Genomic DNA, 24989 nt, shown 5'->3' with positions numbered 1-24989 from the left:
GAGACTAGCCCAGGGCCTGCTGCAGGTCCTCCAGCAGGTCGTCGACGTTCTCGATGCCCACGGAGAGGCGGACCAGGTCGGCGGGCACCTCCAGGGCCGAGCCCACCACCGAGGCGTGCGTCATACGGCCGGGGTGCTCGATGAGGGACTCGACGCCGCCGAGGGACTCGCCGAGCGTGAACACCTTGGCGCGGTTGCAGACCTCGACGGCCGCCTCCTCGCCGCCGGCGACCCGGAAGGAGATCATGCCGCCGAAGGACCGCATCTGCTTGGCCGCGACCTCGTGCCCGGGGTGCTCGGGCAGGCCCGGGTAGAGCACCTTCGTCACGCGCGCGTGGCGGGTCAGCATGTCGGCGATCTTGGTGGCGTTCTCGCCGTGCCGGTCCATGCGCACCGACAGGGTCTTGGTGCCGCGCAGCACCAGCCAGGAGTCGAAGGGCCCGGCGACCGCGCCCATCGCGTTCTGGTGGAAGGCCAGCTCCTCACCGAGTTCCTCGTCGGCGGTGATCAGCGCACCGCCGACGACGTCGGAGTGGCCGCCCATGTACTTGGTCAGGGAGTGCACCACGACGTCCGCGCCGAGCGAGAGCGGCTGCTGCAGGTACGGCGTGGCGAAGGTGTTGTCGACGACGAGCTTCGCGCCCGCGTCCCGGGCGATCTGGGCGACGGCGGCGATGTCGGTGATGCCGAGCAGCGGGTTGGAGGGGGTCTCCACCCACACGGCCTTGGTCTTCGGGGTGATCGCGGCCCGTACGGCCGCCGGGTCGCTGGTGTCGGCGACCGACCACTCCACGCCCCAGCGGGCGACGACCTTGGCGAAGAGGCGGAAGGTGCCGCCGTACGCGTCGTTGGGGATGACCACGTGGTCGCCGGGGCTGAGCAGCGTACGCAGCAGGCAGTCCTCGGCCGCCAGTCCGGAAGCGAACGCGAGTCCTCGGCGGCCGCCCTCGAGGGCGGCGAGGTTCTCCTCCAGGGCGGTGCGGGTCGGGTTGGCGCTGCGGCTGTACTCGTAGCCGCCGCGCAGGCCGCCGACGCCGTCCTGCTTGTAGGTCGAGACCTGGTAGATCGGCGGGACGACCGCGCCGGTGAGGGGATCCGCGGTGTTGCCCGCGTGGATCGCGAGGGTCTCGAAGTGCTGACTGATGTGCCTGTCGCTCATGGGCATCGAGCGTAGTGCGCTCGCGGGGCTGCTGTCGGACTGCGGCGGGGGTGCTTTCAGGGACGTACGGAGTGGTGGATGCGGCCCGCTCCGACCGGCAGGGACGTTTTTCCACAGGCTCCGGGGTCGGGGTTGGCCAATTGTCGGCGGCGTCTGGTTCGCTTGAGACATGGAAATTCTCTGGGTCCTGATGGCGCTGGTCATGCTCAGCTTCGTGCTGCTGCCGTTCCTGCGGCGCAGGCGCGGCATGATCGAGCAGGTCCCGGCGGGCCACCCGGACGCCGCGGACCCGGCCGACTACGGCTTCGTACGCACGGAGGAGCTGGACATCCGTATGCCCGGCCCCGACCAGGACCTGCTGGACGTCCTGGACGTGGTGCAGCACACCCAGGACTACCGGGCGGCGCGGCAGCTACTGGCCGGCACGGAGATCGAGGGCGAGCTGCGCTGGCAGCGCGTGCAGGCCTTCGCGGGCGCGGCCGCGCTGGAGCTGCAGCAGCGGCCGGGCGGGGTCGGCGAGGCGCCGGGCGGACAGTGGCTGCGGGTGTGGCGGGCGGAGGCGCCCAAGGACGCCGGCGGTGCGGCGGTGCACGCCGAGTTCCTCGTCCAGCAGGCGTGGCGGACGTCCACGCCGGGCACGGACGACTTCCGGATCATCATGGAGGAGGCGAGGGACGCCTGCGACCAGGCGGCACTCCTCTCCCCCGGTGACCCGGTGCCGTACATCGTGGAGCTGTCGGTGGCGCGCGGCCTGCACTACTCGCAGTCCGAGTTCGAACAGCTCTGGCTGAAGATCCTGGACCGCGCCCCCGCGCACATGGGCGCGCATCTGACCGCCCTGCACTACTGGTGCGAGAAGTGGCACGGCTCGCGCGAGCTGGCGACCTCGTTCACGGAGGCGGCTGCGGCCCGTGCGCCCCAGGGTTCGCTCCTCGCCGCGATGCCGCTGTTCGGGGTCTTCGAGCACCTCCCCGAGGTCAACCTGGTCAGCAGCTTCTACCAGAGCGAGGTCGTGACGAAGGCGATCCACGGCGCCCTGTTCGCGGTGCACGCGGCCCGCCACGACGACCCGATGCTGGCGCAGGTCCGCCATCTGCTGGTCTTCTTCCTGGTCCGCAGCGAGCGCTGGGCCGAGGCCATGAACCAGCTGATACACGTCGACGGCCATGTCGGCGCCCTGCCCTGGACCCTCTCCCCGGACCCGGCCGGCGAGTTCGCGGTGTACCGGGCGCTCGCGGTCGCGGGCTACGAGGCGAACGGGGGGAGCCCGGCGACGCTGCCGCACTGACAGCTGCCGCGCCAACGGAGGCGGCGCCCTGTCCGCCGCACGAGGGGACGGCGAGCGGCGCAGGGCGGATGGCCGGAACGCCGGACGACGAACTGGAGGGCGTCTTGTCCGGCGGGTCTCACGCCCGTTCCCACGGACGACTGACTCAACGCCGGCGTCCTCGTGCTCGGCAGGGATGGGCGGGTTCGATGATCGCCGTATCGGCGACATGCGCTACTCCGCCAAGTACGGGGGAAGGGGGACTCCTCGTTCGGCGGCGACAGCACGCGCACCCCGCAGGCACGCCGCCCACCGACGCCCAGCACGGTCCTGGACAACTACGACAGGCTCCTCTCCACAAGGATTCTCACGATCGCCGTGCCAGGTACAACGCCCCTCCCGCCGGGACACGCTGTTCGGTCGCAGGTCCTTCGGGTAGCACAGCCACACATCGTCCCTCTCCATGCCTCCAAGGTAGAGACCTCACTGCGGAACCGCTGTCACCGCACGCAAGGCAAAGCCGACGGGTCACATGGCAGCGCAGGGGCGTCCTGCCCGACGGGTATCACGTCGGCATTCCGCACCGTGTTGCGAACGGGAAGTCAGCGGCCGCCCAACCCGGTCGACCGCACGGCAGCGGATCCCGCGCCGTCGCACACCGATCCGGCCGTGGACGCCGGGTACACCACTCCGCAGGCGGCGGGCGTCATGGTCTGCACCGAGGACGGCTACCTCTCGCTCCTGGAGATCTACTCGGTCTCCGACGAGCCGATCACGACCTGGCCGGAACCCCGCTTCATCGAACGATGAGCAAGTCGGCCAGCAGAGGTCCATCACTGGGGTGACCTGGGAATACGTAACCGCGATACGTAACGTCACCGACGAACTCGTCGGGCGCCCCTGGTTGGCTGAGCCCCTGGTAAGAGGATCAAGGTGCTCCGGGCGGGCAGGAGAGCGGACGGATGATCGCGGGCGATGGCGGTGGCGGGCTCAATCTCGGTCCGAAGCGGGGAGATTATTCCATTGCTGGTGTCGCGGGTGGGCTTGGGCAGATGGCGCGGCGGCTCTCGGTAGGGCTGTATGCCGCCTACATGATCATGCTGATCGTCAGTCGACCCGAGTCGGCGCTCGCCAGGGGCGTCGTCGCGAGCGCCATGATCCTCGGCCTGTTCGCTCTCCGGCTGGCATGGCTTCAGGTGTCCGCCAAGTTCCGCATCAGGAGGTGCTACGTCTACCGGGAAGGCCTGGCCGTCACCGACTGGTTCGGCCGTGTGCACACAGTGGTGGCGTGGAGCAACGTGATCGAAGTGAGGCGGACGATCGCTCTGTCGCTCGTCATGGCCTTCCACCGGATCGAGATCGCGCCGCGTGGTTCCGCAGTCGTGGCGTTCGTGGTTCTGGGACAGAAGCCCGCCCTGGTGGAGGCTGTGCTGAGCCAGGCGAGAAGGCACGGTGTCCTCCGCTGAGAGCAGCAACTCGCCAAGACGCCGGCAAGGCGAAAATCAGTGGCCGCCTGAACTGGCCGACCCCACGCTGTACGGCATGGAAGAACCGCAACGCGGAATCCGTGCGGCCTACGCGGAGTCCACCATCACCGTCTACCAGGCGTACTCCCCGGAGATCGGCCTGCCCGCCGCCCGCGAGGGCCGTTTCCCCGCCGTCTGGAAGCGGGACAGGATGACATGGATCAAGCCAAGCTTCCTGTGGATGATGTACCGGTGCGGGTGGGGTCTGAAGGAGGGGCAGGAGACCGTTCTGGCGATCGAGATCAGCCGGGAGGGGTTCGAGTGGGCGCTGCGGCATGCGTGTCTGTCGCACCACGTGCCGGAGCTGCACGGTGACCACGTCGACTGGAAGCGGCAGTTGCGGCGGGCGCCGACGCGGGTGCAGTGGGATCCGGAGCGGGATCTGCGTCTCAACCCCCTTCCGTACCGGTCTCTTCAGTTGGGGCTCGCGGGGGAGGCGACCGCGCGGTATGCCGACGAGTGGATAGTCGGGATCGAGGATGTGACTCCGCTGGCCCGGAAGGTGCACGGTCATGTGCGCCTGGGTGAACTCGGGCTTGCCGCCGCGCTGTTGCCGCGGGAGCTGCCGTATCCGGTGGCTGAGGACGTGCTCGCGCATCTGCGGCGGTAGACCGGCATGATCGGCCGTTGTCGTTTCGTGATGCTCCGGGCCAAGTCCGGTCACACGGTGAGCCCAGCCTGAACCGCAACGGCTTCCCATGTAACGCCTGTTGAAGGGGCATGGGCGCCGTGCGACAGGTACTCGATCACGGGAGCGGGAATGCGACGACTCGGAACCACACTTGCGGCACTCATGCTGGCGGGAGCCGGGATCGCAGGAGCGGCGGGGACGGCGCAGGCCGACACCGGCGCGTCGGCGGTGTGTGAGACCGGGTGGGGGAGCCTCGAGAAGCACGTGTGGTCGGGTGGTGAGGACGGTGGGAGCTACAAGCCCCCGCTGGTGAACATCAGGACCGGTCAGCACGAGTGCTTCGACCGCATGGTCCTCGACTTCAAGGGGACAGCGGCCGGTCCGATCGACTACCAGGTCAAGTACGTCGACAAGCTGATCACGCCCGCTACGGGGGAGATCCCCGTCGAGGGCGGGGCGATCCTCCAGATCGCCGTGGGCCCGAACTACGACCCGTCGACCGGATCGCAGTCCTACCCGGGGCAGCACGGGCAACCGCTGCCCGGAGTGGACATCACGGGCTACAAGACGTTCAAGGACACTCGCTACGCCGCTGCCCTCGAGAACGAGGTGCGGATCGGGGTCGGCGTGCGTGCGCGGCTCCCGTTCCGGGTGACGCAGCTGGATGATCGCCTCGTCATCGACGTCGCACACTCCTGGAACGCCACCTCCTGAGCCACCCGCGCCCGCGGCGGCGGCTCCCGCGCCCGCGGCTCCCGCGCCCTCGGCTCCCGCGCTGTCGCACGACCGTCCGGCCGTCGAGGGCTCGTACGGCGGCCCTCACCCGGCCGGCGTCGTGGTCTGCGCCGAGGGTGGCTACCTCGCGTATCCGGAGATCTACTCGGTCTCCGACGAGCCGATCACCGCCTGGCCGGACCCCCGCTTCATCGAACGATGAGCACGTGAGGGCACGCACCAGCGGGCCCGGTGGGCCTCCGGCCTCTGCCGGGCCGCCTCGTGGTCAGCTCTCCGTGCGGGCGGGCAGTCGCCAGCCCGGGCGCGGGAAGTGGCAGGTGTAGCCGTCCGGGTAACGCTGCAGGTAGTCCTGGTGCTCGGGCTCGGCCTCCCAGAAGGGGCCGACCGGCTCCACCTCGGTGACGACCTTGCCGGGCCACAGTCCGGAGGCGTCCACGTCCGCGATCGTGTCCTCGGCGATCCGCTTCTGCTCGTCGTCCAGGTAGTAGATCGCCGAGCGGTAGCTGAGGCCGATGTCGTTGCCCTGGCGGTTCTTGGTGCTCGGGTCGTGGATCTGGAAGAAGAACTCCAGGATCGCGCGGTAGTCGGTCTTCTCGGGGTCGTAGAGGATCTCGATGGCCTCGGCGTGCGTGCCGTGGTTACGGTACGTCGCGTTCGGCACGTCACCCCCCGTGTAGCCGACCCGGGTCGCCGTCACGCCCGGGAGCCGGCGGATCAGCTCCTCCATCCCCCAGAAGCATCCGCCCGCCAGCACGGCCCTCTGCGTCTGCGCAGCCATTACGGCCCCTCCAATGTCGGTCAGCTCGGTCACTCGGGCTACTCGGGTCGCACACCACCGGCATCCCTTGCCCACTGTCCTCAACATACGAGGGTTCCCGGCGATTCCGTGCCCGCCCGCCCCGCCCTGCGGCCGCCGACGACCGGCCACCGGCCACCGGCCACCGGCCACCGGCCGCCACAAGGAACACCACAAGGAACACACGCACCGCTGCTCTCGGTCAGCGGCGGCCCGCGCTCCTCAGCGCCGTCTCCGTCTGTGTGGCCAGTGTGGACATGAGGTCGCAGGCCGACGGGAGGTCCGTGATGAGGTCGACCGCCTCGCCGGCCCAGACCGGCAGTGGGGGGAGTGCGCCGCGGGCCACCTCGTCCTGGTAGGCCTGGCGGGCCCGGGGGTCGGCGGCGAGCTCGGTCTCGCGGCCGCGCCAGCGGTCGAGGTAGGGGTGGCCGAGGGTGCGGGCGGGGTACCGCGCCGGCCACCGGGAGCCGCGGGCGATGTCCAGTACGGTGCTGCGCTCGGTGTCCTCCCCACGTCCTTCGAGGATCGCCTTGGTGATCGAGGGGTCGACCAGGGCTTCCGTGGTGGCCTGGAAGCGGGTGCCGATCACCGCTCCGGCCGCGCCCAGGACGAGGGCGGCCGCCACGCCACGCCCGTCGGCGATGCCCCCGGCCGCCAGTACCGGCACCGGCGTCACAAGGTCCACCACCGCCGGTACGAACGGCAGGGTCGAGCGGCCGCGCAGGGCTCCGTGCCCGCCGCTCTCCGTGCCCTGGGCCACGATCACGTCCGCGCCGAGGTCCACCGCTCGCCGTGCCTCTTCCAGATCGGTGACCTGGAGGACCAGTCGAGCGCCTGCCCGCAGGACACGCTCCGCGCAGGGGCCGGGGTCGCCGAAGGACAGCATCACGGCGTCGGGGCCGTACTCCAGTGCGCGCTCCACCACGCCGGTGTCGATCCCCCAGGTCAGGAATCCGACGCCCCAGGGCTTCCCGGTGGCCGTGACGAGCGGCACCTCACGCGCCATCCACTCCGGATCGCCGTACCCGCCGCCCAGGATGCCGAACCCGCCGCCGAGGGAGACGGCCGCGGCCAGTGCGCCACCGGCCGACCCGCCCATCGGCGCGAGCGCGATCGGGTACCGCACGTCGAACATCTCGGTGAACGCCGTAGCCAATGCCATGACCACATCATGGCTTCCCTCACCGGCCCGGCAGGGGGCCTGGCGTGTTCCCGGCAGGAATTCGGTTGACCGTCGTCGTCCCGGCGCGGGCTAATACCCGCATGGCTGACCTTCACGGCTCGTACGACGATCTGTTCACGGCGGTGCCGAGTGCGCTGGCGGCGTTGCTGGACGAGGGGGACGTGGGCGGCTCGGTGGCCGTCTTCGTGGACGGCGAGGCGGTGGTGGACGTCTGGGGCGGGTTCGCCGACGCCGAGCGGGCGGTGCCGTGGCAGCGGGACACGATCGTGAACGTCTGGTCCGTGACGAAGACGATGACCGCACTGTGCGCGCTGGTCCTCGCCGACCGCGGCGAGCTCGACCTGGACGCGCCGGTCGCCCGGTACTGGCCGGAGTTCGCCGCGGCGGGCAAGGAGGGGGTGCTGGTCAGGCATCTGCTGGGGCACACCGCGGGCCTGCCGGACTGGGACGGGCCGGTGGCCGAGGTCTACGACTGGCCGGCCGCCACGGCACGGCTCGCCGGGCAGGCGCCGCAGTGGGAGCCGGGCAGCGCGGCCGGGTACCACTCGCTCACTCAGGGATTCCTGGTGGGCGAGGTCGTACGCCGGATCAGCGGCCGGAGTCCGGGCGCGTTCTTCGCCGACGAGATCGCCGGGCCGCTGGGGACGGACTTCCACATGGGGCTGGACGCGGAGCACGACCGGCGGGTGGCGCCCGCGGTGCCGCCGCCGGGCCGGGACGAGGACTACTCGGCGAGCGAGAGCGCGCCCGGCGGCGTCACGGAGACCCGTGGGACCGCGATCCGGGTCCGGGACGGGAACGGCGTGGCCTGGCGCCGGGCGCAGATCCCCGCCGCGAGCGGCTTCGGCAACGCCCGTTCGGTCGCCCTCGTCCAGTCGGTGATGGCCTGCGGAGGCTCGGTCGGCGGGGTACGGCTGCTGTCGCCGGCCGGCTGTGAGCGTGCGCGGGAGGAGCAGTTCGACGGCGAGGACCGCGTCCTGGGCAGGCCGATCCGCTGGGGGCTGGGCTACGGGCTGTTCGGGGCCACGTACGGCTGGGGCGGCTGGGGCGGCTCGCTGGTGATGATCGAACCCGAGTCGCGGATGACGGTGGCGTACGTGACGAACCAGATGCGCGAACCCGCGAAGGACACCCGGGGACTGGAGATCGTGATGTCGGTCTACGACGGACTCAAGGGGCTGCGCGCCTGATCCCACGCCCCGGGACGGCCGGCGGGCTCAGCTCCCGCTGCCGTACGGTCGTGTGAGGATCTCCAGGTTGTGGCCGTTCGGGTCGTCGAAGTACGCCCCACGGCCGCCGTCGTTGTGGTTGATCTCGCCGGGACGGTGGTGGTACGGGTCGGCCCAGTAGGTCAGCCCGGCCTCCCGGACACGGCCGAAGATCGTGTCGAACTCGTCCTCGGAGACCAGGAACGCGTAGTGCTGCGGGGTGATGTCCTCGTCCGTCTCCAGGTAGTCGAGGGTCACCCCGTTGGGGACCTCGACGGGGACGAAGGGGCCGAACGGCTCGCTGACCTCCAGGCCCAGGACCTCGGCGAGGAAACGGGCCGAGGCCCGTTTGTCGTGTGCGGCGACGATGGTGTGGTTCAGCTGCACGGTCATCTGCCGGCCTCCGTTCCTACGGCACCTGCACTACACATCCACCGTACGCCGCGGGAACCTCAGCGTGCCCGCCGCGCATCCTGATGGTCATGAGTACCGACACGCTCACCGACCTGGACACCGGCCCCGCCGCCACCGGCCCTGCCGCCGCCAACACCGAGGCGGACGGCGAGGGTTGGCGCATCGCCTCCGCCTCCGTCGTGCTGCTCGCCGTCGGTGTGCTGATGGCGTACGGCTTCAACGTGTTCGAGGACCGGCACGCCGGAGCGGAGCTGGACGCCTGCCGCACGCTGCCGAACACCTGGCCGATGTACACGGCGGCCGTCGCGGGGCTGCTCGCCACCGTCGCCGCCGTGGTGCTCGCCGGACGGCGGCTGCTGCTGCCGCGCCACCCGCGCGGGCCGGTGCAGATGGCGGGGATGGTGCTGCCGGCCGCGCTGCTGCTGCTCGTCCTCCAGGCCATGATCGTGTGGTCGGTGTTCCAGCCGTTCTCGAGCGAGGCGCTCGACTGCCTGCGCTGAGCGGGACGAGGAAAGGGCCCGTGCGAGCAGTGTTGTGTGCGCTCAGTCTCAGCGCCACGCCGCCGACACGCCGCGTACACGGCGTGTCGCTGAGACTCGATCACCACTTCTCGGCCGTCGGGCCCCTTCCGTACGACGGTCAGATCGTCGCCGTGTCGATCACGAACCGGTACCGCACATCGCTGGAGACCACCCGCTCGTACGCGTCGTTGATCTCCTCCGCGCCGATCAGCTCGATCTCGGCACCGAGGCTGTGCTCCGCGCAGAAGTCCAGCATCTCCTGGGTCTCCGCGATGCCGCCGATCATGGAACCGGCGAGGGTCTTGCCGCCACCGATCACCGAGAAGAGGTTGAGGGAGATCGGCTCCTCGGGGGCGCCCACGTTCACCAGCGCGCCCCCCGCCCTCAGCAGGGACAGGTAGGCGTTGAAGTCCAGCGGGGCCGAGACCGTGGAGACGATCAGATCGAAGGTGCCGGCCAGTTCCTCGAAGGTCTTCGGGTCACTGGTGGCGTGGTAGTGGTCGGCGCCCAGCTTCAGGCCGTCGTCCTTCTTGCGCAGGGACTGCGACAGGACGGTCACCTCGGCGCCGAGCGCGTGCGCGATCTTCACGGCCATGTGGCCGAGGCCGCCCATGCCGAGGATCGCGACCTTCTTGCCGGGGCCGGCGTTCCAGCGCTTCAGCGGGGAGTACGTGGTGATGCCGGCGCACAGCAGGGGGGCGGCCACGTCCAGGGCGAGGCCGTCGGGGATGCGGACGACGAAGTTCTCGTCGACGACGATCTTCTGGGCGTAGCCGCCGTAGGTGGGCTCGCCGTCCTTGCCGATCGCGTTGTACGTGCCGACGCCGCCGCCGGTGCAGTACTGCTCCTGACCGGCCTTGCAGTTGTCGCACTCACGGCAGGAGTCGACGAGGCAGCCGACGCCGACCCGGTCGCCGACGGCGTGCCGGGTGACGCCGGGGCCGACCTCGGAGACTATGCCGGCGATCTCATGGCCCGGGACCATGGGGAAGATCGCCTCACCCCAGCCCTCACGGGCCTGGTGGATGTCGGAGTGACAGATACCGGCGAACTTGATGTCGATCAGGACGTCGAACTCGCCGACCGGACGGCGCTCGATCGTCGTGCGCTCCAGCGGAGCCTTGGCGGCGGGTACGGCGTACGCGGCAACGGTGGTCATGCCGGGGATCTCCTAGCGGGGGGTCTGTCGTCCCGGCCTGCCTTCCGGCCGGGCACGGCGTCCAGCCTGCCGCACCCTTGAGGATCCACCCAGGTCACGCTTCTGCGTACGTCTGCCGTGCCTACCACTGGCGGGGTCAGGATGCTGTTCGTACGACCGTGAATACTGGATGCATGGACGAACAGCCCGATTCCACCGGACCCGCCCTGGACCGGCGCGCCGAGCTGAGCGAGTTCCTGCGCACCCGGCGGGCCCGGCTCAAGCCGGAGGACGTGGGGCTGCCGGACTTCGGCCGGCACCGCAGGGTGCCCGGGCTGCGCCGCGAGGAGCTGGCGCAGCTGGCCGGAGTGTCGGTGGCGTACTACACCCGCCTGGAACAGGGCAACGGGCGGAACGTCTCGGCGGAGGTCCTCGACTCCATCGCGCGGGCGCTCAGGCTGTCGAACGCCGAGCACGCGCACCTCACGCATCTCGCGAAGCCGAAGCACAAGAAGAAGCAGGCCGCGCGCCCGCAGCAGGTGCGGGTCGCGCTGCAGCAGCTGATCGACGCGATGGACGCCGTGCCCGCGTACGTCGCCGGGCGGCGGGCGGAGATCCTCGCCTGGAACCGGATGGCGGCCGCGGTGTTCGGTGACTGGGCGGAGCTGCCGCCGGCGGAGCGGAACTGGGCGCGGTTGGTGTTCCTGAAGCCGGAGTACCGGGAGCTGTTCGTGGACTGGGAGCAGAAGGCGATCGACATCGTCTGCCTCCTGCGCATGAACGCCGGCTGCTATCCCGACGACCCGCGCCTGTCCGCCCTCGTCGGTGAACTCTCCGTCAAGAGCGAGGAGTTCCGCCGGCTGTGGGCGACCCACGACGTGAAGGAGAAGAGCCACGGCGTGAAGCATCTGCGGCATCCGCTCGTCGGCGAGCTGTTCCTCCACTTCGAGACCCTCAGGCTCGCGGACGACGGCGATCAGTCGCTGGTGACGTACCACGCGGAGCCGGGGTCTCCCTCGGCGGAGGCACTGCGGCTGCTGGCGTCGTGGGGGACGGACGCGACGCGGGCGGGCACCAGAGGGTGACGTGATCAGGCCGAGGTGATCGCCGCGAGGAAGGGGGACCAGGCGGTGGAGGTGAGGAGGAGGACGGGGCCGTGGGGGAGCTTGGAGTCCCGGACGGGGATGAGGTGGGGGATGTTGGCGGCGACTTCGACGCAGTTGCCGCCGCTTTCGTTGCTGTAGCTCGACTTCCGCCAGAGGGCGGCGCCGGGGAAGTCACTCGCGATCTCGACGCAGTGGCCGCCGTCGCCGTTGCTGTAGCTGCTCTTGAGCCAGAGCGCGTCACTCAAGTCATGCTGGGAGCTTGCCATTTCGATAGTCCTCGGCTGCTTGCTCGATGAGTTTCAGGGACGCCCTGGGATCAAGCGCTGCGGCCCTGAGCCGACCGTACGCCTTCGCGTAACAATTCACGAGAGCCGGATCATCGATCAGCTGACCGCTGTACATCCCCTCCGTGTACATAACTGGTGGAGCGTCAGCAAAGGTCAGGAACCTTGTGGTACCCATCATGAATGGGTGCGCGCCCGAGTTCCGCAGAAGCACCTGCGGAAGAGCCCGACGCCTGCACATCACCTCCACGATATGGGCGAGCTGGTCCGCCATCTCGTCCGGCGGAAGGATCGGATCCCGCAGGATTGACTCATGCAGAACCACCCAGCTCTCGGGTGACTGTCGGTCCTCGAACAGCCACGCCCGCTCGCGCCGATCAGCGACCTTGGCAGCCACATCCTCGTCGGACTCCGTGGGGTGGGCCGCCAGAATCACGGCCTTGATGTACGGCTCCAGTTGGAGTGGTCCCGGAATCAGCATCGGACCCCACTCATCGATCTCCAGCGCGCGTTTCTCCAGCTCCAGCACATCTACGAAGTACTCGGCATGGCTGCCCTTCCGCGCCTTCCGCACATCCTCGCACCGCCGCTCGAAGAACCCGTCAGTCCCCAGCACCCGATCCGCATGCCGAGCCAGATCGATCGGCATCCTCCGCTCCCCGTGCTCGATGTCGCTCAGGTACGTCTTCCCGTAGAAGCTCCCTTCGAGGAACGCATCCAGCGACAGCCCCGCCGCCTCCCTCTTCCAGCGCAACTCCTTGCCGTAGAAGGTCGGAACGCTCATCGAGCCGTCAATGTCCTTGCCCCGGGCCACCGCTCACCCTCCTCCGCCGTACGGATCACGAACGCGAAACCTCTTTCACGGTAGCCAGCGAAACATCACTCTGTGAGCGTTTCATCACAGAACGCACAGGAGAGACCCCGTGGCAACCCCCGACGACTCGATCGCCTGCGTGGAGGAACTCCGCGCGGCCCTCGCCCTGCACGGCATCACCCTGCCCTCGCTCAGGATCGACCTGGCGACGTTCGCCTCCCCCTACCGCCAGAGCCTCGTGGCACTCGGGAACTGCAACCCCGCCACCGCCCGCGAACTGGCCGCCGTCCTCAGGAAGGCCGCCGAGCGGTGACCTTCGAACTCAGCCTCCTCGCCACCCCGAAGTCCGTCCCGGAACTCCGCGACCATCTCCGCCGGCACAGTTACGACGTTCGCCTCTGCGTCAGCGAGTTGCTCACGAACGTCATCGACCACGTCGGCGAGGGCACTCCGGTCACCGTCCGCGTCACGGACACCTCGTACGGCCGTACCCGCATCGAGGTCACCGACCCCGACCCGCGTGCCCTCCCCGTCCTGCTTCGGGCCACGGCCTCCGAGGAGTCCGGAAGAGGGCTCGCCCTGCTCGACGCCCTCACACAGGGGTGGGGCGTCGAGCAGGGCGCCGGTCACAAGACGGTCTGGTGCGAAGTGGTCAGGACGACGCCGCGTTCTCCTTGACCGTGATCTTGCCCTTGCGGATCGTCGCGAGGCGCGGGGCCTTCTTCGCTATCGCGGAGTCGTGGGTGACCATGATGAAGGTCAGGCCCAGCTCCTTCCACATGCGTTCGAGGACCTCCATGATCTCGTCGCGCATGCCCTCGTCGAGGTTGCCGGTGGGCTCGTCGGCAAGGAGAACCTTCGGGTTCTTCACGAGCGCACGGGCGATCGCCACGCGCTGCTGCTGGCCGCCGGACATCTCCGACGGGAGGTGGCCGAGGCGCTCGCCGAGGCCTACGGACTTCAGGGCTTCCGCGGCCCGCTCGCGCCGCTCCTTGACCTTGACGCCCAGCGGGACGAGGGCCGTCTCGACGTTCTCCTGGGCGGTGAGCGTCGGGATGAGGTTGAAGGACTGGAAGACGAAGCCGATGTTCTCGCTGCGGACCTTCGTCAGCTTGGCCTCGGAGAGCTTCGCGAGGTCGGTGCCGTCGAGGACGACCTCGCCCTCGGAGGGGCGGTCGAGGCCGCCGAGCATCTGGAGCAGGGTGGACTTGCCGCCGCCGGTGGGACCCTGGATGACCAGGCGGTCGCCGTCGGCGATGGTCAGGTCGACGCCGTCGAGGGCGTGGACGATGTCCTTGCCGCGGGTGTAGCGCTTGGTGACGCCTCTTAGTTCGTACATGGTGGCTCCTGGGAGGGGTTCGGGGGTGGGTCGGCTCGTACGCCGTTACTCGACTCGGCGCAGTGCGTCCGCCGGGCGGAGTCTCGACGCGCGCCAGCCGCCGAACGCGCCCGCGATCAGGCCGCCCGCCACCGCCAGGCCCACCGCGATGGCCACCGTCGTCACACTGACCGGGGCCGTGAGGGCCACGTCGAGGGTCTTGGCCGCCGCGCGGCCGGGGCCACCGCCGAAGCCACCGCCGCCGGGGCCGCCCTGGCCCATGCCCCCGCCGCCACCGCCGCTGCCCAGCGAGGCCTCCAGGGTGGGGCTGACGGCGGTCACGGCGTAGGCGCCCGCGATGCCCAGCGCGATGCCCAGGGCGCCGCCGAGGAGGCCGTTGACCATGGCCTCGCCGACCACCTGGCCGGTGACCCGGCGGGACTTCCAGCCCAGGGCCTTGAGGGTGCCGAACTCACGGACCCGTCGGGAGACCGCGGAGGAGGTGAGCAGGCCGGCGACCAGGAAGGCCGCGACGAGGACCGCGATGGACAGCCACTTGCCGACGTTGGTGGCGAGGGAGGAGGCCGTGGAGAGGGAGCCGGAGACGGTGTCCGCGAGGTCGGCGGAGGTCGTCACCGTCGTACCCGAGACGTTCTTCTGGATCGACGACTTGACGCTGTCGATCTTCTGCGAGTCGGTCGCCTTGACGTAGATCGTGGTGACCTTGTTCTTCGAGTCGCTGAGGGTCTGGGCCTGGGTCAGCGGGATGTAGACGTTGGCGGCGGAGTCCCCGCTGTCGGCCGTCGCGACGCCGATCACCTTGAACTTGACGCTCTTGATGGTGACGGTCGAACCGACCTTCAGCTCCTTCTCCTTGGCGTACGCCGAGTCGACGACGGCGACCTTGGCGTTGGTCTCCGTGGTCTTGAAGGTGCGGCCGCTGGTGATCTCGGAGGAGGTCAGCGGGCCGAGCTCGGGCTCGGTGACGTCGGTGCCGTAGACGGAGTAGTTGTTGACGTCGAAGTTGGCGCCGCCGCCCTGCACCTCGCCCTGCGGCTGACCGCCGCCCTGTCCGCCGCCGGGGCCGCCCTGCTGGCCGCCCGCGCTGTCGTCCTGCTGGAACTGGCCCCGGGTGAACTGGCCGTTGATCTTGATGACCTGGAGGCTCAGCCCGCCGACCGCGTCCGAGACGCCGCTCTGCTTGCCGACCTTGGTGACGGTCGAGGTCGCCAGGGTCTGGAAGCCCTGGACCATGACCTGGTCGCTGCTCTGCTCCTCGTCGGAGTCGTTGTCCTGCGCGTCGAACTGGAAGCGCGGGCGGTCCGAGGCGCTCGCGGTGGGCGAGGCTGCCTTGGTGACCGTCATGTCCGTACCCAGGCCGTACAGGCTCTGCAGGACCTTGTCCTGGGCCTTCCCCATGCCGGAGGACACGGAGGAGACCACGATGACCAGCGCGATGCCCAGCGCGAGTCCGGAGGCGACGACGAGGGCCGCCTTTCTGCGGCGGCGCAGCTCGCGCCTCAGGTAGGTGAAGAACATGGCCGCAAGCTAGATACGGCGTGTGATGACTCCATAAGGCAGAAATAAGAGAAGCATGAGAAGGCTGTGGTTGACCCCGGAAACACCGATGCCGCCCCTGGGGGCGGCATCGGAAAACTGTGGACTGACCAGGGATCAGCTGAATGATCCGACGATCAGATGGCCGAACCGGCCTTCCACTGGGCCCAGTCCATGTTCCAGCCGTTGAGGCCGTTGTCCGGGGACACCGTCTTGTCGCCGGTGTTCTGGACGACCACGACGTCACCGATGATCGAGTTGTTGTAGAACCACGCGCCGGGCGTGCTCGAGTCGTTGGCGCCCTTGGTGTCGGAGAGGCCCACGCAGCCGTGGCTGGTGTTCACCGCGCCGAAGATCGACTTGGCGCCCCAGTAGTTGCCGTGCACGAAGGTGCCGGAGGTGGTCAGGCGCATGGCGTGCGGGACGTCCTTGATGTCGTACTCGCCCTTGCCGTCGGAGTCGGTGAAGCCGACCGTCGCGCCGTTCATCCGGGTCTCCTTGAACTTCTCGGAGATCACCATCTGGCCTTCGTACGTCTTGTTGTCGGGCGAACCGGCGGAGATCGGGATGGTCTTGATGACCTTGCCGTCCTGCGTGACCTTCATCTGCTTGGTCTGCGCGTCGACGGTGGTGACCTGGTTGCGGCCGATCTTGAAGGTGACCGTCTTCTGCTGGACGCCGACGACACCGTCGGAGCCCTCGACACCGTCGAGCGCCAGCTTCAGCGTGACGGTGGAGTTCTCCTGCCAGTAGTCGTTGGGACGGCAGTCCATGCGGACGGTGGAGAACCAGTGGCAGACGACCTCCTGGCCGCTGCTGGAGGTGACGGTGATGCCCTTCTGCACGTCCGCCTTGTTGGTGATCTCCTTGTTGAAGTTGATCGAGACGGGCATGCCGACGCCGACGGTCGAGCCGTCCTCCGGCGTGAAGTTGGCTATGAAGCTGTTGTCAGGGGAGACCGTGGTGAAGGACGCGTTCTCGTGGGCCTCGAGGCCCTTGGAGTCCTTGGCGCTGGCCGCGACCTTGTAGGTGGTCGAGCGCTCCAGCTGGACGCTGGGCTTCCAGCTGGTCTTGTCGGCCGAGAGCGTGCCCTCGACGGCGGTGCCGTCGGCGGTGGTCATCGTCACCTCGGTGAGCGTGCCCTTGCTCACCGTGACGGCCGCCGAGTTGTTGATGGAGGCGTTGTTCGAGCCGTCCGCGGGCGTGATCTTGATCTGCGCCTCGGAGGACTTCTTCGCCGCCGCCTCGTCGGCCTTGGCCTGCGAGGAGCTGTTGTTGCCGTCATCCGAGGCGCTGCTGTCGCCGCTGGAACACGCGGTGAGCATGAGCACACCGCCGAGCAGTGCGGACGCGGTCATCAGACCTCGGCGCCGCCTACTGTCCGTCATCACACGCTTCTCCATCGTTGCCGATTCCCTGAAACCCCGAGAGTCCCCGTTAAAGAACTTAAACGCTGCGACCGGTTCGTCCCGTTCCACATTCGCCGAATGTGTGGGGCACGCCACGTCCACGCGGGCGGTGGGCCCGCTCGGGACGGGTGGTGCGGCTGTCGTTCCGTGCGCCTGTTGAGACGACGAAACCCGGGTGGGCGGTTGCCGTCCGAGGTTGACGAATTCCCCGGGACGCTCAGCCGATGCCGGCTCCGGCCCCTTCGCCGTCGTCGTCGCCCGCGTCGTCGCCATCATCGTCGTACGGACCCCACTCCGGCGAGTCCGGGTCGTAGTCGATCTGTTCGGTGGACCAGGAGGCCTGTTGGAGCTCCACCCCGGGCACACCGCTGACCAGGTCGAACGGATCCACGAGAGAGGCGAGGGCCTCCGCGGTGTCTTCCGTCACAGCGCTCCGCGCATGGACGCGCTCGGCGTCCGGGAGTTCGGGGTCGTCCTCGATCCCGGCGACCGCGGCCCGCGTCAGCCCGTCCGGGTCGTGGACTTCCACCACAAGATCCACCCGAATCCGTACAAACTGTGATGTCTCCTCAGCGCTCATGCCCGGAGCGTACGGCTCACAGCTCCCGCAACTTTCCCGCGACCCGCGCCTTTCACTAGCATCGGGTCCCAGGGCCAATTCGCCAGCGCCACAAGGGGATCGATATCCGGTGTCATCCGCTCGCCGTCCGTTGCTGACCGCCACCGCCGCGGGCACCCTCCTGGGCGCCCTGTGGTTCGTCCCGTCCGCCAACGCGTCCCAGGACGCCCCGGCCAGAACCGAGACGACGACGCAGGTCACGACCCAGGCGCGGGCCGCGTCCACGACCACCGCGACGAACGTGACCAACGCGCGGACCACCTCCGACGACGGCACCCGACTCGCCGACACCGGAAGCTTCGACACCACCCCGTACGTGATCGGCGGAACCACACTGCTCGCCCTGGGCGCCGGTTTCGTCGTCTATTCGGTGCGCCGGGAACGCCTCGGATTTTGAATCGACTTGACTGTTCTTTGACAGGCGTTTCATAGTCCGCCCATGAAGAGATCATCGGGGGCGCGGCTGTGCTCCACCGCCGCGATCGGCGCACTGTCACTCGCCCTGCTCACTGGCTGCTCGTCGGACGACGGATCGAAGGACTCCGGGAACTCCGGAAGCTCCGGGAACTCCAAGGGTTCGTCCTCGTCGTCCTCGTCCAACGCGGACGCGAAGGCGCTGACCTCGGCCGAGCTGGAGAAGCTGCTGCTCGCGCAGGGCGAGGTCAAGGGCTACACGGTGGCCGACGGGGACGACACGCTCCCCAAGTCCAAGTCCGTCGTGAAGGTGGACAAGGAGGAGTGCGCCCCGCTGGCCTGGGCCACGGCCGCCCTCGCGCCGGGTGACACGGACGCGAACGCGAGCAACACCGTCTCGGCGGACAAGGCCTCGGACGCGCCGACCTCCCTGGACGAGGTCAGCGACGCCGACATCGAGGACGCGTTCAACATCACCCTGACGTTCGTGGGCCTGTCCTCCTACGACGGCGACGGCGCCCAGAAGGCCATGAAGGCCGTGTCCGACGGCGTCGAGGCCTGCCCCGGCGGGTTCGGACTGCAGGCCGACAGCCAGAAGTCCAAGATCACCAAGGTCGCCTCGGAGAAGGGCACCGGGGGCGGTGACGAGGCGGTGGCGTTCTCCGAGGGCATCGACATGGACGGCGAGGGCACGGCCACCTTCCACGCCGAGGTGATCCGCAAGGGCAACAGCGTCGCCACGTTCTACACGGTGAACTTCGCCGCGCTCGGCTCCGGCGGCGACATGGGCCCGGTCCCGGCGGCCGTGATCACGGCCCAGCTCGGCAAGCTCAAGTAACCCGGACACCGCACAGGGCCCTGCCGTGACGGCAGGGCCCAACCGCGCTACCTCAGCGGCCCGGTGACGGTCTCCGCCGCCGCGACCAGCCGTCCCTCGCGCACGAACGCGTCGGCCGCCGCGAGGTCGGGCGCCAGGAACCGGTCGGGACCGGGCCCCGCGACACCGGCCTTCCGTACGGCGTCCAGGACCGCGCGGGTCGCGGGCGCCGGGGTGAGCCCCTCACGGAGCTCGATGCCGCGTGTGGCGGCGTACAGCTCGACGGCGATGACGCGCGTGAGGTTGTCGACGGCCGTGCGCAGCTTGCGCGCCGCCGACCAGCCCATCGACACATGGTCCTCCTGCATCGCGGAGGACGGGATCGAGTCCGCCGACGCCGGTACGGCGAGCCTCTTCAGCTCGCTGACCAGAGCGGCCTGTGTGTACTGGGCGATCATCAGGCCGGAGTCGACTCCGGCGTCGTCGGCGAGGAACGGCGGCAGGCCGTGGCTGCGGTTCTTGTCCAGCAGCCGGTCGGTGCGCCGCTCGGCGATGGAGGCGAGGTCGGCGACGGCGATCGCGAGGAAGTCCAGGACGTATGCCACCGGGGCGCCGTGGAAGTTGCCGTTGGACTCCACGCGCCCGTCGGGCAGTACGACGGGGTTGTCGACGGCCGAGGCCAGTTCCCGTTCGGCGACCAGCCGGGCGTGGGCCATCGTGTCGCGGCCGGCGCCGGCGACCTGCGGGGCGCAGCGCACCGAGTAGGCGTCCTGGACGCGGGGGGCGTCGTCCTGGTGGTGCCCGGTGAGCTCGGAGCCCGTGAGGACGGCGAGCATGTTGGCGGCGGAGTCGCCCTGGCCCGGGTGCGGGCGGATGGCGTGCAGCTCGGGGGCGAGGACCTTGTCCGTGCCGAGCAGGGCCTCCAGGCTGAGGGCGGCGGTGATGTCGGCGGACTTGTAGAGCCGCTCCAGGTCGGCGAGGGCCATGATCAGCATGCCGAGCATGCCGTCGGTGCCGTTGAGGAGGGCGAGGCCCTCCTTCTCGCGCAGCTCGACCGGGTCGATGCCGGCCTCGGCGAGCAGTTCGGCGGCCGGGCGCACGACCCCGTCCGGGCCCTCCGCCTCTCCCTCGCCCATCAGCGTGAGGGCGCAGTGGGACAGGGGCGCGAGGTCGCCGGAGCAGCCGAGGGAGCCGTACTCGTGGACGACGGGGGTGATCCCGGCGTTCAGGATGTCGGCCATGGTCTGCGCGACCTCGGGCCGTACGCCGGTGTGGCCGGAGCAGACGGTCTTCAGTCGCAGGAACATCAGCGCGCGGACGACCTCGCGTTCGACGCGCGGGCCCATGCCGGCGGCGTGCGAGCGGACGATGTTGCGCTGGAGCTGCGCGCGCAGTTCCTGGCTGATGTGCCGGGTGGCGAGGGCGCCGAACCCGGTGGAGACGCCGTAGACCGGGTCGGGCTTGGCCGCGAGGGCGTCCACGATCCCGCGGGCCGCGGCGAGGGCCGCCACCGCCTCCCCGGAGAGCTCGACGCGGGCCCCGCCGCGCGCCACGGCGAGTACGTCGGACGCGGTCGCCCCGGACGTCCCCACCACCACAGTGTGCATATCCATATTCAGGAGCGTACGCAGTGAAGACGAGGATGTCACCAGTGGGGGTGCGGTTCGCCCCTTACCGAATGCGTCACAGTCGGGCTGGGGGGCGACGGGCGGGGGTGGGTGTTTCTTGGCCGCGTTTGCGGGGTGCCTCCCCCACTCTCGGCTTCGCTCGAGCGGGGGGACCCCCACCGCCCACCCGTGCCGCCCCAGCGGCACGACTGCCCGCAGCTGCGGAGCAGGACTGCCCGCAGCTGCGGAGCCGGGGGCGCTCAGGGCCGGCCACGGAAGCTGCGGCGCTCGGCCGCCGGCCGCTCCCGCGGCGGCTGGTCGGCCAGGCGTACGACGGGATCGTCGGGGCCCGCGCGACCCGCGACCACCGGGCGGGCGGCCCGTACGGCCTTGGCGCGGTACTGGGCGGCGTCGGCGAGCCGGAAGAGCCGGCGGGCGGTGCGGACGGGCCCGATGGGATCGCCGGTGGAGGCGACCCCGCACGCCACTCCCTCCCCCAGCTCCAGCTCACCGGCGCGCCGGCACAACTCGTCGGCCACCTTCACCACCTCGTCGGCGCCCGGTCCGGCCGTGAGCAGACAGAACTCGTCCCCGCCGAGCCGCGCGGCCAGCGCCCCCGGCAGCATGGCCCCGCACAGCGACAGCACCGACCCGAACCGCTCCAGCAGCCGGTCGCCCACCGCGTGCCCCCGGGTGTCGTTGACCCGCTTGAGCCCGTTCAGGTCACAGACGACCAGACTCACGACGACTCCCCGCACACGGTGCTGCTCGACCGCCTCCTCCAGGCGTACGTCGACGGCGCGGCGGTTGGCGAGGCCGGTGAGGGCGTCGGTGAAGGCGAGGCGGCGAGCCTCCTCCAGCCGCTCGGTCTGGGCGAGCCCCGCAGCGACGACGGCCGCGAGGACGGTCGCGAAGTCGGCGTCGGCGCGGTCGAAGACGGGGGTGCCGGAGGATCGGGCCACATACAGCTCACCCCAGGCGCGCCCGTGCAGCACGATCGGCGCGACGACACACGAACCGCGCCCCCTGCGGCGCAGGGCGGCGACCCTCTGATGGCAGTACCCGGGCCGCCCCCGCGCCGCGCCCTCCGCCGTCTCCACCCAGGCGTTGGGCTCGCCGCCGGACACCCAGCGCTCGTGCAGGAACTCGGTGATCTCGGGGAACTGGTGCACCGGATAGGCCTCGGCCTCCGGGAACTCCTCCTCGTCGGCGGCCCGGTCCCCGACGTTCACCAGGACCCGCAGCTGCCCCAGATCCCGCTCCCACACCGACAGCGCGGCGAACCCCCCGGACAGCGCCCGGCACGCCCCGAACGCCGCCGCCCGCCACGACTCCCGGGGCGTGTGCGCGGCAGCCATCCCCTGAGCCAACGCCACGACGGCCACAAGGCGCCTGTCCTCACCCATAACCCCAGGTTAGGAACATTTAAGGCGAAAGGGGATACGGGAGGGCGCTTAGAGTGATTACCCGCGAGCTGCGGGCAATCGTGCCGCTGGGGCGGCACGGGTGGGCGCAGCGGCACCCCGCAAACGCGGGCAAGCAACACCCACCCCCGGCCAACACCAGCGAGCTCACTCCCCCGGCCACCGAGCCGCCCGCTTCTCGTTGAACGCCGCCACCCCCTCCGCCCGGTCCCCCGAAAACGCCGTGGTCCGCCACGCAGCGTCCTCCACCTCCAGCCCCGCCCGCAGATCCAGCCCCAGCCCCACCCGCAACGCCCGCTTGGCCGCCCGCAACCCCACCGGCGAGTTCCCCGCGATCCGCGCCGCCATCGCCAGCGCCTCCTCCCGGTCCCGCCCCTCCTCCACCAGCACATCCACCAACCCCAGCTCCCGCGCCTCCCCGGCCTCCACCCGCCGCGCCGTAAAGATCAGCTCGGCCGCCCGCGCCGCCCCCACCCGGCGCGGCAGCAACTGCGTACCGCCCCCGCCCGGAATCACCCCCACCGACACCTCCGGCAGCCCCACCACCGCCGTGGGATCCGCCACGATCACATCGCACGCGAGCGCCAGCTCGTACCCCCCGCCCAGCGCGAACCCGTGCACCGCCGCCACTGTCGGCATCGGCAGCTCCAGTACACCGGTGTACGCCCCGCGCGTGACCGGCCGCTGCCGCCGCAGGTCGTCGTCACTGAAGGAGTTCCGCTCCTTGAGATCGGCACCGACACAGAACGCCCGCTCGTGTGTCGAGGCCAGTACGACGGCCCGTACGTCCCGGTCGTCGCCCAGCGCCGTGCACGCCGCGGTGAGGGACCTGGCCATCTCGGTGGACATGGCGTTCATGGCCTTGGGCCGGTCGAGGACCAGCTCCGCGACATGACCGCCGTCCCCGTGCCGCCGTACCAGGACGAACTCCCCGAACCGCTGCTCCTCGCCCATGACTTCCTCCGAGACATCCGAGTTAACGCCGGTTAACACCTCTCCACGCGAGATCATCCCAGCCCCCGGCCCGAGAGAAAAGGCCAAGCGGTCCGGGCCCGGTTCCCCCTGGGACACCTGTCCAATCCCCACACCAGGGACCGCCCACCCGTTCGAGTGACATCTCACCCAACTCCTCCCCGACCGCTCATGGGAGCGCATAACGTGCGTCCGCCCCGGTGCATCGGGGGCGCGACCGCACCGGGAGGGAACGCGATGACCAGCACACCGGTGGACGACACCCAGCCGCTGCCCACCCGGCTCTGGACGGCTCCGCGCGGCCGGCACCGCCGTCCCCGCCCCCGCAAGGCGCTGTTCGCCGCGGGCGGCCTGGCGCTCGCCGCCGGGGTGCTGAGCCTGGTCCGGATGTCGTCCGACCCGGCCGGCGTCACCGGCATCGGCACCGCGGACGCGGAACCCCACGCGGACCCCGTCACCAGCGCCGACACCGCCACGGACCGCGCGGCCAACGCCGGCGCCACCGTCGCGGCCACCCCGACCGCGCCCTCCGCCATGGGCGTGGCGAGCACCGAGCCGACCCCCGAATCCAGCCGCGTCCCCGGCACCCCTGGCGCCCCCACGTCGGTCGCCCTCGCCCCGGGCGCCTCCTACACACCGGCCGCTCCGCACACCCGGGCCCCCGCGCCGAGCCGCACCGCCGCGGTCCAGCCGACACCGACCCCGCCCCCGGCCGCCCCCGCACCGACGGTCACCGCCTCCCGGGCCCCCGCCCCGCCACAGCCCGGGCAGACCCCTCAGCCGGGCGTCTGCGTCCCCGTCGTAGGCCTGTGCGTGGACGCGCTGAACGTGCCGTCAGCGCTGTGAACCCGGAGGTCAGCCGGACGGGTCCTGGCGGCGGGTCAGCAGCCAGGGCTCGACCACGCCGAGGCCGCGGACCGGGCGCTGCCACATCGGCTGGAGCGCGAAGCGGTACTTCGGCGGCTCCTCGCCCTCCTTCTCCGCCGCCGCGGCCTCCTCCGCGGCCTCCGCCTCCGAGGCCGGCGCGTCCCCTGTGCGGATCAGCTCCTCGGCGAACGCGCTGTCGACGAGCACGGCGTCCCGGGGCGCTATCGACGTCAGCCGCGAGGCGAGGTTCACCGTCGTACCGAAGACATCGCCCATCCGGGTCGTGACCGTGCCGAAGGCCATCCCGACCCTCAGCTCGGGCATCGTCTCGTCGTTGCTCATCGTCTCGACCAGCAGCAACGCGATCTCGGCGGCGGTGCCCGCGTCGTCCGCCGCGTACAGCACCTCGTCGCCGAGGGTCTTGATCAGCCGTCCGCCGCGGGCCGCCACCAGGTCGGCCGAGGTGGTCTCGAAGGCCTCGACGAGCTCGCCGAGCTCCTCCTCCTCCATCCGGCGGGTCAGCCGGGTGAAGCCGACCAGGTCGGCGAAGCAGACGGCGAGCCGCCGGGCCACCATCTCCTCGTCGTCCGCGGCCTGCACGACCCGTCCCGCGGACGCGGCGAGCTGACGGCGCCAGACGTAGACGAGGAACTCCTCCAGCTCGGGCAGCAGCAGTTCGACGATCGGATAGGTGACCTCGGTGCGGGTCATCCCGGGCTCGGGCGGCTCGGTCAGGCCCTCCAGGAAGGAGTCGATCTGCCACTCAGCCAACCGGGCGGTGGTCTGGCCCGTGGACCGAGCCACCTGCACCGCCATCGCCTCGCTCAGCAGCCCCGCCTCGACCAGACCGGCGAGCCGACGCAGCGCCAGCACATCGGCCTCGGTGAGCGCCTTGGCCTGCCCGATGTCGGCGAAGCCCATCGCCCGCCAGAAACGGGACGCCAGCTCCATGGAGATACCGGCGCTGCGGGCCGTCTGAAACGGGGTGTAGCGCCGCTCGGCGCCGAGGATGAGCTGTTCGAGGCGCAGCGCGAGCGGGTTGCCCTCGCCGGGATCGTCGGCGTGGGGGTCCACCCGGCGTTCCGCGCCCGCCCCGGAGCCCGTGTCGTCGACGGTCACGCCTGCTGCCCTTCCGATCTTCCGCGGTCAGGTATCGACCGGCCTCAACTCTACGGCAGTGTGCGGTAGCTCACGCCCGTGGAG

Annotated in this window: 29 protein-coding genes; 14 read left to right on the top strand and 15 right to left on the bottom strand. The window is 70.4% G+C overall.

Translation table 11 applies throughout. The annotated features are described in order from the left end of the window. Positions 1–4 precede the first annotated feature (4 nt). Positions 5–1159, bottom strand: coding sequence for a cystathionine gamma-synthase (locus tag ACLZN2_RS04740; RefSeq protein WP_416977078.1), 1155 nt, complete (start codon positions 1157–1159; stop codon positions 5–7). 169 nt (positions 1160–1328) lie between these two features. Between ACLZN2_RS04740 and ACLZN2_RS04735 the strand changes: the two genes are divergently transcribed. From ACLZN2_RS04735 to ACLZN2_RS04710, 6 genes are all read left to right on the top strand, one after another. Then, positions 1329–2447: a hypothetical protein gene (locus ACLZN2_RS04735; protein ID WP_416977077.1), complete on the top strand. Its 1119-nt coding sequence runs from the start codon at positions 1329–1331 to the stop codon at positions 2445–2447. Positions 2448–3014: 567 nt separating this feature from the next. Then, positions 3015–3236: a hypothetical protein gene (locus ACLZN2_RS04730; protein WP_416977076.1), complete on the top strand. Its 222-nt coding sequence runs from the start codon at positions 3015–3017 to the stop codon at positions 3234–3236. Positions 3237–3388: 152 nt separating this feature from the next. Continuing rightward, on the top strand, positions 3389–3892 hold the full coding sequence (locus tag ACLZN2_RS04725; protein WP_416977075.1) for a hypothetical protein: 504 nt from the start codon (positions 3389–3391) through the stop codon (positions 3890–3892). Positions 3893–3968: 76 nt separating this feature from the next. Next, entirely contained in the window at positions 3969–4562 is a 594-nt protein-coding gene (locus ACLZN2_RS04720) for a DUF4291 domain-containing protein (RefSeq protein ID WP_416977074.1), read from the top strand. A gap of 150 nt (positions 4563–4712) precedes the next feature. Beyond that, positions 4713–5297, top strand: coding sequence for a hypothetical protein (locus ACLZN2_RS04715; protein ID WP_416977073.1), 585 nt, complete (start codon positions 4713–4715; stop codon positions 5295–5297). Continuing rightward, positions 5248–5520, top strand: a complete 273-nt coding sequence (locus ACLZN2_RS04710; RefSeq protein WP_416977262.1) for a hypothetical protein — start codon at positions 5248–5250, stop codon at positions 5518–5520. The genes ACLZN2_RS04715 and ACLZN2_RS04710 overlap by 50 nt, the downstream gene beginning before the upstream one ends. A gap of 63 nt (positions 5521–5583) precedes the next feature. Here ACLZN2_RS04710 and msrA read toward each other — a convergent pair whose 3' ends face one another. Then, a complete protein-coding gene (gene msrA / locus ACLZN2_RS04705) occupies positions 5584–6096 on the bottom strand; it encodes a peptide-methionine (S)-S-oxide reductase MsrA (protein WP_416977072.1) in 513 nt (170 codons plus the stop codon). Between the two features lie 220 nt (positions 6097–6316). Next, positions 6317–7276: an NAD(P)H-dependent flavin oxidoreductase gene (locus ACLZN2_RS04700; protein ID WP_416977071.1), complete on the bottom strand. Its 960-nt coding sequence runs from the start codon at positions 7274–7276 to the stop codon at positions 6317–6319. Between the two features lie 101 nt (positions 7277–7377). On the opposite strand from ACLZN2_RS04700, the gene ACLZN2_RS04695 reads away from it, so the two are divergent. Then, a complete protein-coding gene (locus ACLZN2_RS04695; protein ID WP_416977070.1) occupies positions 7378–8487 on the top strand; it encodes a serine hydrolase domain-containing protein in 1110 nt (369 codons plus the stop codon). Between the two features lie 27 nt (positions 8488–8514). On the opposite strand, the gene ACLZN2_RS04690 is transcribed toward ACLZN2_RS04695, so the two are convergent. Continuing rightward, entirely contained in the window at positions 8515–8898 is a 384-nt protein-coding gene (locus ACLZN2_RS04690) for a VOC family protein (RefSeq protein WP_416977069.1), read from the bottom strand. Positions 8899–8987: 89 nt separating this feature from the next. Between ACLZN2_RS04690 and ACLZN2_RS04685 the strand changes: the two genes are divergently transcribed. Next, entirely contained in the window at positions 8988–9419 is a 432-nt protein-coding gene (locus ACLZN2_RS04685) for a hypothetical protein (protein ID WP_416977068.1), read from the top strand. A 139-nt stretch (positions 9420–9558) separates the two neighbouring features. On the opposite strand, the gene ACLZN2_RS04680 is transcribed toward ACLZN2_RS04685, so the two are convergent. Continuing rightward, entirely contained in the window at positions 9559–10599 is a 1041-nt protein-coding gene (locus tag ACLZN2_RS04680) for an NAD(P)-dependent alcohol dehydrogenase (protein WP_416977067.1), read from the bottom strand. A 173-nt stretch (positions 10600–10772) separates the two neighbouring features. On the opposite strand from ACLZN2_RS04680, the gene ACLZN2_RS04675 reads away from it, so the two are divergent. After that, positions 10773–11663: a helix-turn-helix domain-containing protein gene (locus tag ACLZN2_RS04675; RefSeq protein ID WP_416977066.1), complete on the top strand. Its 891-nt coding sequence runs from the start codon at positions 10773–10775 to the stop codon at positions 11661–11663. Between the two features lie 5 nt (positions 11664–11668). Here ACLZN2_RS04675 and ACLZN2_RS04670 read toward each other — a convergent pair whose 3' ends face one another. Further along, positions 11669–11950: a DUF397 domain-containing protein gene (locus tag ACLZN2_RS04670; protein WP_416977065.1), complete on the bottom strand. Its 282-nt coding sequence runs from the start codon at positions 11948–11950 to the stop codon at positions 11669–11671. Continuing rightward, positions 11931–12782, bottom strand: a complete 852-nt coding sequence (locus ACLZN2_RS04665; protein WP_416977064.1) for a helix-turn-helix domain-containing protein — start codon at positions 12780–12782, stop codon at positions 11931–11933. Before ACLZN2_RS04665 ends, ACLZN2_RS04670 begins: the two co-directional genes overlap by 20 nt. A 109-nt stretch (positions 12783–12891) precedes the next feature. Here ACLZN2_RS04665 and ACLZN2_RS04660 point away from each other — a divergent pair, with 109 nt between their 5' ends. Further along, a complete protein-coding gene (locus tag ACLZN2_RS04660) occupies positions 12892–13095 on the top strand; it encodes a hypothetical protein (protein ID WP_416977063.1) in 204 nt (67 codons plus the stop codon). After that, positions 13092–13460: an ATP-binding protein gene (locus ACLZN2_RS04655; protein ID WP_416977062.1), complete on the top strand. Its 369-nt coding sequence runs from the start codon at positions 13092–13094 to the stop codon at positions 13458–13460. Before ACLZN2_RS04660 ends, ACLZN2_RS04655 begins: the two co-directional genes overlap by 4 nt. Here the strand turns inward: ACLZN2_RS04655 and ACLZN2_RS04650 are convergent. From ACLZN2_RS04650 to ACLZN2_RS04635, 4 genes are all read right to left on the bottom strand, one after another. After that, a complete protein-coding gene (locus ACLZN2_RS04650) occupies positions 13435–14121 on the bottom strand; it encodes an ABC transporter ATP-binding protein (RefSeq protein ID WP_416977061.1) in 687 nt (228 codons plus the stop codon). The genes ACLZN2_RS04655 and ACLZN2_RS04650 overlap by 26 nt on opposite strands. Before the next feature lie 45 nt (positions 14122–14166). Further along, positions 14167–15639: an ABC transporter permease gene (locus tag ACLZN2_RS04645; RefSeq protein WP_416977060.1), complete on the bottom strand. Its 1473-nt coding sequence runs from the start codon at positions 15637–15639 to the stop codon at positions 14167–14169. A 155-nt stretch (positions 15640–15794) separates the two neighbouring features. Next, positions 15795–17045: a L,D-transpeptidase gene (locus ACLZN2_RS04640; protein ID WP_416977059.1), complete on the bottom strand. Its 1251-nt coding sequence runs from the start codon at positions 17043–17045 to the stop codon at positions 15795–15797. 238 nt (positions 17046–17283) lie between these two features. After that, positions 17284–17646, bottom strand: coding sequence for a hypothetical protein (locus ACLZN2_RS04635; RefSeq protein ID WP_416977058.1), 363 nt, complete (start codon positions 17644–17646; stop codon positions 17284–17286). A 109-nt stretch (positions 17647–17755) separates the two neighbouring features. On the opposite strand from ACLZN2_RS04635, the gene ACLZN2_RS04630 reads away from it, so the two are divergent. After that, a complete protein-coding gene (locus tag ACLZN2_RS04630; protein WP_416977057.1) occupies positions 17756–18082 on the top strand; it encodes an LPXTG cell wall anchor domain-containing protein in 327 nt (108 codons plus the stop codon). A 42-nt stretch (positions 18083–18124) separates the two neighbouring features. Next, a complete protein-coding gene (locus tag ACLZN2_RS04625; RefSeq protein ID WP_416977056.1) occupies positions 18125–18937 on the top strand; it encodes a hypothetical protein in 813 nt (270 codons plus the stop codon). Positions 18938–18984: 47 nt separating this feature from the next. Here the strand turns inward: ACLZN2_RS04625 and hutH are convergent, their stop codons facing one another. The 3 genes from hutH to ACLZN2_RS04610 all read right to left on the bottom strand — a co-directional run bounded on the left by hutH (position 18985) and on the right by ACLZN2_RS04610 (position 22901). Then, positions 18985–20523 carry a histidine ammonia-lyase gene (hutH, locus tag ACLZN2_RS04620; RefSeq protein WP_416977247.1) on the bottom strand — a complete coding sequence of 513 codons (1539 nt, stop codon included), beginning with the start codon at positions 20521–20523 and terminating at the stop codon, positions 18985–18987. A gap of 260 nt (positions 20524–20783) precedes the next feature. Further along, positions 20784–21929: a diguanylate cyclase domain-containing protein gene (locus tag ACLZN2_RS04615; RefSeq protein ID WP_416977055.1), complete on the bottom strand. Its 1146-nt coding sequence runs from the start codon at positions 21927–21929 to the stop codon at positions 20784–20786. A gap of 165 nt (positions 21930–22094) precedes the next feature. Then, complete coding sequence (locus ACLZN2_RS04610; protein ID WP_416977054.1) at positions 22095–22901, bottom strand: enoyl-CoA hydratase/isomerase family protein; 807 nt, start codon at positions 22899–22901, stop codon at positions 22095–22097. 255 nt (positions 22902–23156) lie between these two features. On the opposite strand from ACLZN2_RS04610, the gene ACLZN2_RS04605 reads away from it, so the two are divergent. After that, on the top strand, positions 23157–23765 hold the full coding sequence (locus tag ACLZN2_RS04605; RefSeq protein ID WP_416977053.1) for a hypothetical protein: 609 nt from the start codon (positions 23157–23159) through the stop codon (positions 23763–23765). A 9-nt stretch (positions 23766–23774) separates the two neighbouring features. Here the strand turns inward: ACLZN2_RS04605 and ACLZN2_RS04600 are convergent, their stop codons facing one another. After that, positions 23775–24905: an adenylate/guanylate cyclase domain-containing protein gene (locus tag ACLZN2_RS04600; protein WP_416977052.1), complete on the bottom strand. Its 1131-nt coding sequence runs from the start codon at positions 24903–24905 to the stop codon at positions 23775–23777. Positions 24906–24989: the final 84 nt, after the last annotated feature.

Origin of the sequence: Streptomyces sp. T028 (assembly GCF_048159505.1) — a bacterium.
Classification (GTDB): domain Bacteria; phylum Actinomycetota; class Actinomycetes; order Streptomycetales; family Streptomycetaceae; genus Streptomyces.
The sequence above is the reverse complement of the archived record's forward strand: the minus strand, read 5'-3'. Positions and strand labels throughout refer to the sequence as shown.

Excerpts from the sequence above, each read along its gene's own strand:
- ACLZN2_RS04720 (WP_416977074.1), top strand. The coding sequence starts at position 3,969 with ATGGAAGAACCGCAACGCGGAATCCGTGCGGCCTACGCGGAGTCCACC.
- ACLZN2_RS04695 (WP_416977070.1), top strand. The coding sequence starts at position 7,378 with ATGGCTGACCTTCACGGCTCGTACGACGATCTGTTCACGGCGGTGCCG.
- ACLZN2_RS04685 (WP_416977068.1), top strand. The coding sequence starts at position 8,988 with ATGAGTACCGACACGCTCACCGACCTGGACACCGGCCCCGCCGCCACC.
- ACLZN2_RS04715 (WP_416977073.1), top strand. The coding sequence starts at position 4,713 with ATGCGACGACTCGGAACCACACTTGCGGCACTCATGCTGGCGGGAGCC.
- ACLZN2_RS04675 (WP_416977066.1), top strand. The coding sequence starts at position 10,773 with ATGGACGAACAGCCCGATTCCACCGGACCCGCCCTGGACCGGCGCGCC.
- hutH (WP_416977247.1), bottom strand. The coding sequence starts at position 20,523 with ATGCACACTGTGGTGGTGGGGACGTCCGGGGCGACCGCGTCCGACGTA.
- ACLZN2_RS04670 (WP_416977065.1), bottom strand. The coding sequence starts at position 11,950 with ATGGCAAGCTCCCAGCATGACTTGAGTGACGCGCTCTGGCTCAAGAGC.
- ACLZN2_RS04635 (WP_416977058.1), bottom strand. The coding sequence starts at position 17,646 with ATGAGCGCTGAGGAGACATCACAGTTTGTACGGATTCGGGTGGATCTT.
- ACLZN2_RS04610 (WP_416977054.1), bottom strand. The coding sequence starts at position 22,901 with ATGGGCGAGGAGCAGCGGTTCGGGGAGTTCGTCCTGGTACGGCGGCAC.
- ACLZN2_RS04615 (WP_416977055.1), bottom strand. The coding sequence starts at position 21,929 with ATGGGTGAGGACAGGCGCCTTGTGGCCGTCGTGGCGTTGGCTCAGGGG.
- msrA (WP_416977072.1), bottom strand. The coding sequence starts at position 6,096 with ATGGCTGCGCAGACGCAGAGGGCCGTGCTGGCGGGCGGATGCTTCTGG.
- ACLZN2_RS04650 (WP_416977061.1), bottom strand. The coding sequence starts at position 14,121 with ATGTACGAACTAAGAGGCGTCACCAAGCGCTACACCCGCGGCAAGGAC.
- ACLZN2_RS04640 (WP_416977059.1), bottom strand. The coding sequence starts at position 17,045 with ATGACGGACAGTAGGCGGCGCCGAGGTCTGATGACCGCGTCCGCACTG.
- ACLZN2_RS04725 (WP_416977075.1), top strand. The coding sequence starts at position 3,389 with ATGATCGCGGGCGATGGCGGTGGCGGGCTCAATCTCGGTCCGAAGCGG.
- ACLZN2_RS04735 (WP_416977077.1), top strand. The coding sequence starts at position 1,329 with ATGGAAATTCTCTGGGTCCTGATGGCGCTGGTCATGCTCAGCTTCGTG.
- ACLZN2_RS04625 (WP_416977056.1), top strand. The coding sequence starts at position 18,125 with ATGAAGAGATCATCGGGGGCGCGGCTGTGCTCCACCGCCGCGATCGGC.
- ACLZN2_RS04605 (WP_416977053.1), top strand. The coding sequence starts at position 23,157 with ATGACCAGCACACCGGTGGACGACACCCAGCCGCTGCCCACCCGGCTC.
- ACLZN2_RS04710 (WP_416977262.1), top strand. The coding sequence starts at position 5,248 with ATGATCGCCTCGTCATCGACGTCGCACACTCCTGGAACGCCACCTCCT.
- ACLZN2_RS04645 (WP_416977060.1), bottom strand. The coding sequence starts at position 15,639 with ATGTTCTTCACCTACCTGAGGCGCGAGCTGCGCCGCCGCAGAAAGGCG.
- ACLZN2_RS04690 (WP_416977069.1), bottom strand. The coding sequence starts at position 8,898 with ATGACCGTGCAGCTGAACCACACCATCGTCGCCGCACACGACAAACGG.
- ACLZN2_RS04700 (WP_416977071.1), bottom strand. The coding sequence starts at position 7,276 with ATGGCATTGGCTACGGCGTTCACCGAGATGTTCGACGTGCGGTACCCG.
- ACLZN2_RS04680 (WP_416977067.1), bottom strand. The coding sequence starts at position 10,599 with ATGACCACCGTTGCCGCGTACGCCGTACCCGCCGCCAAGGCTCCGCTG.
- ACLZN2_RS04740 (WP_416977078.1), bottom strand. The coding sequence starts at position 1,159 with ATGAGCGACAGGCACATCAGTCAGCACTTCGAGACCCTCGCGATCCAC.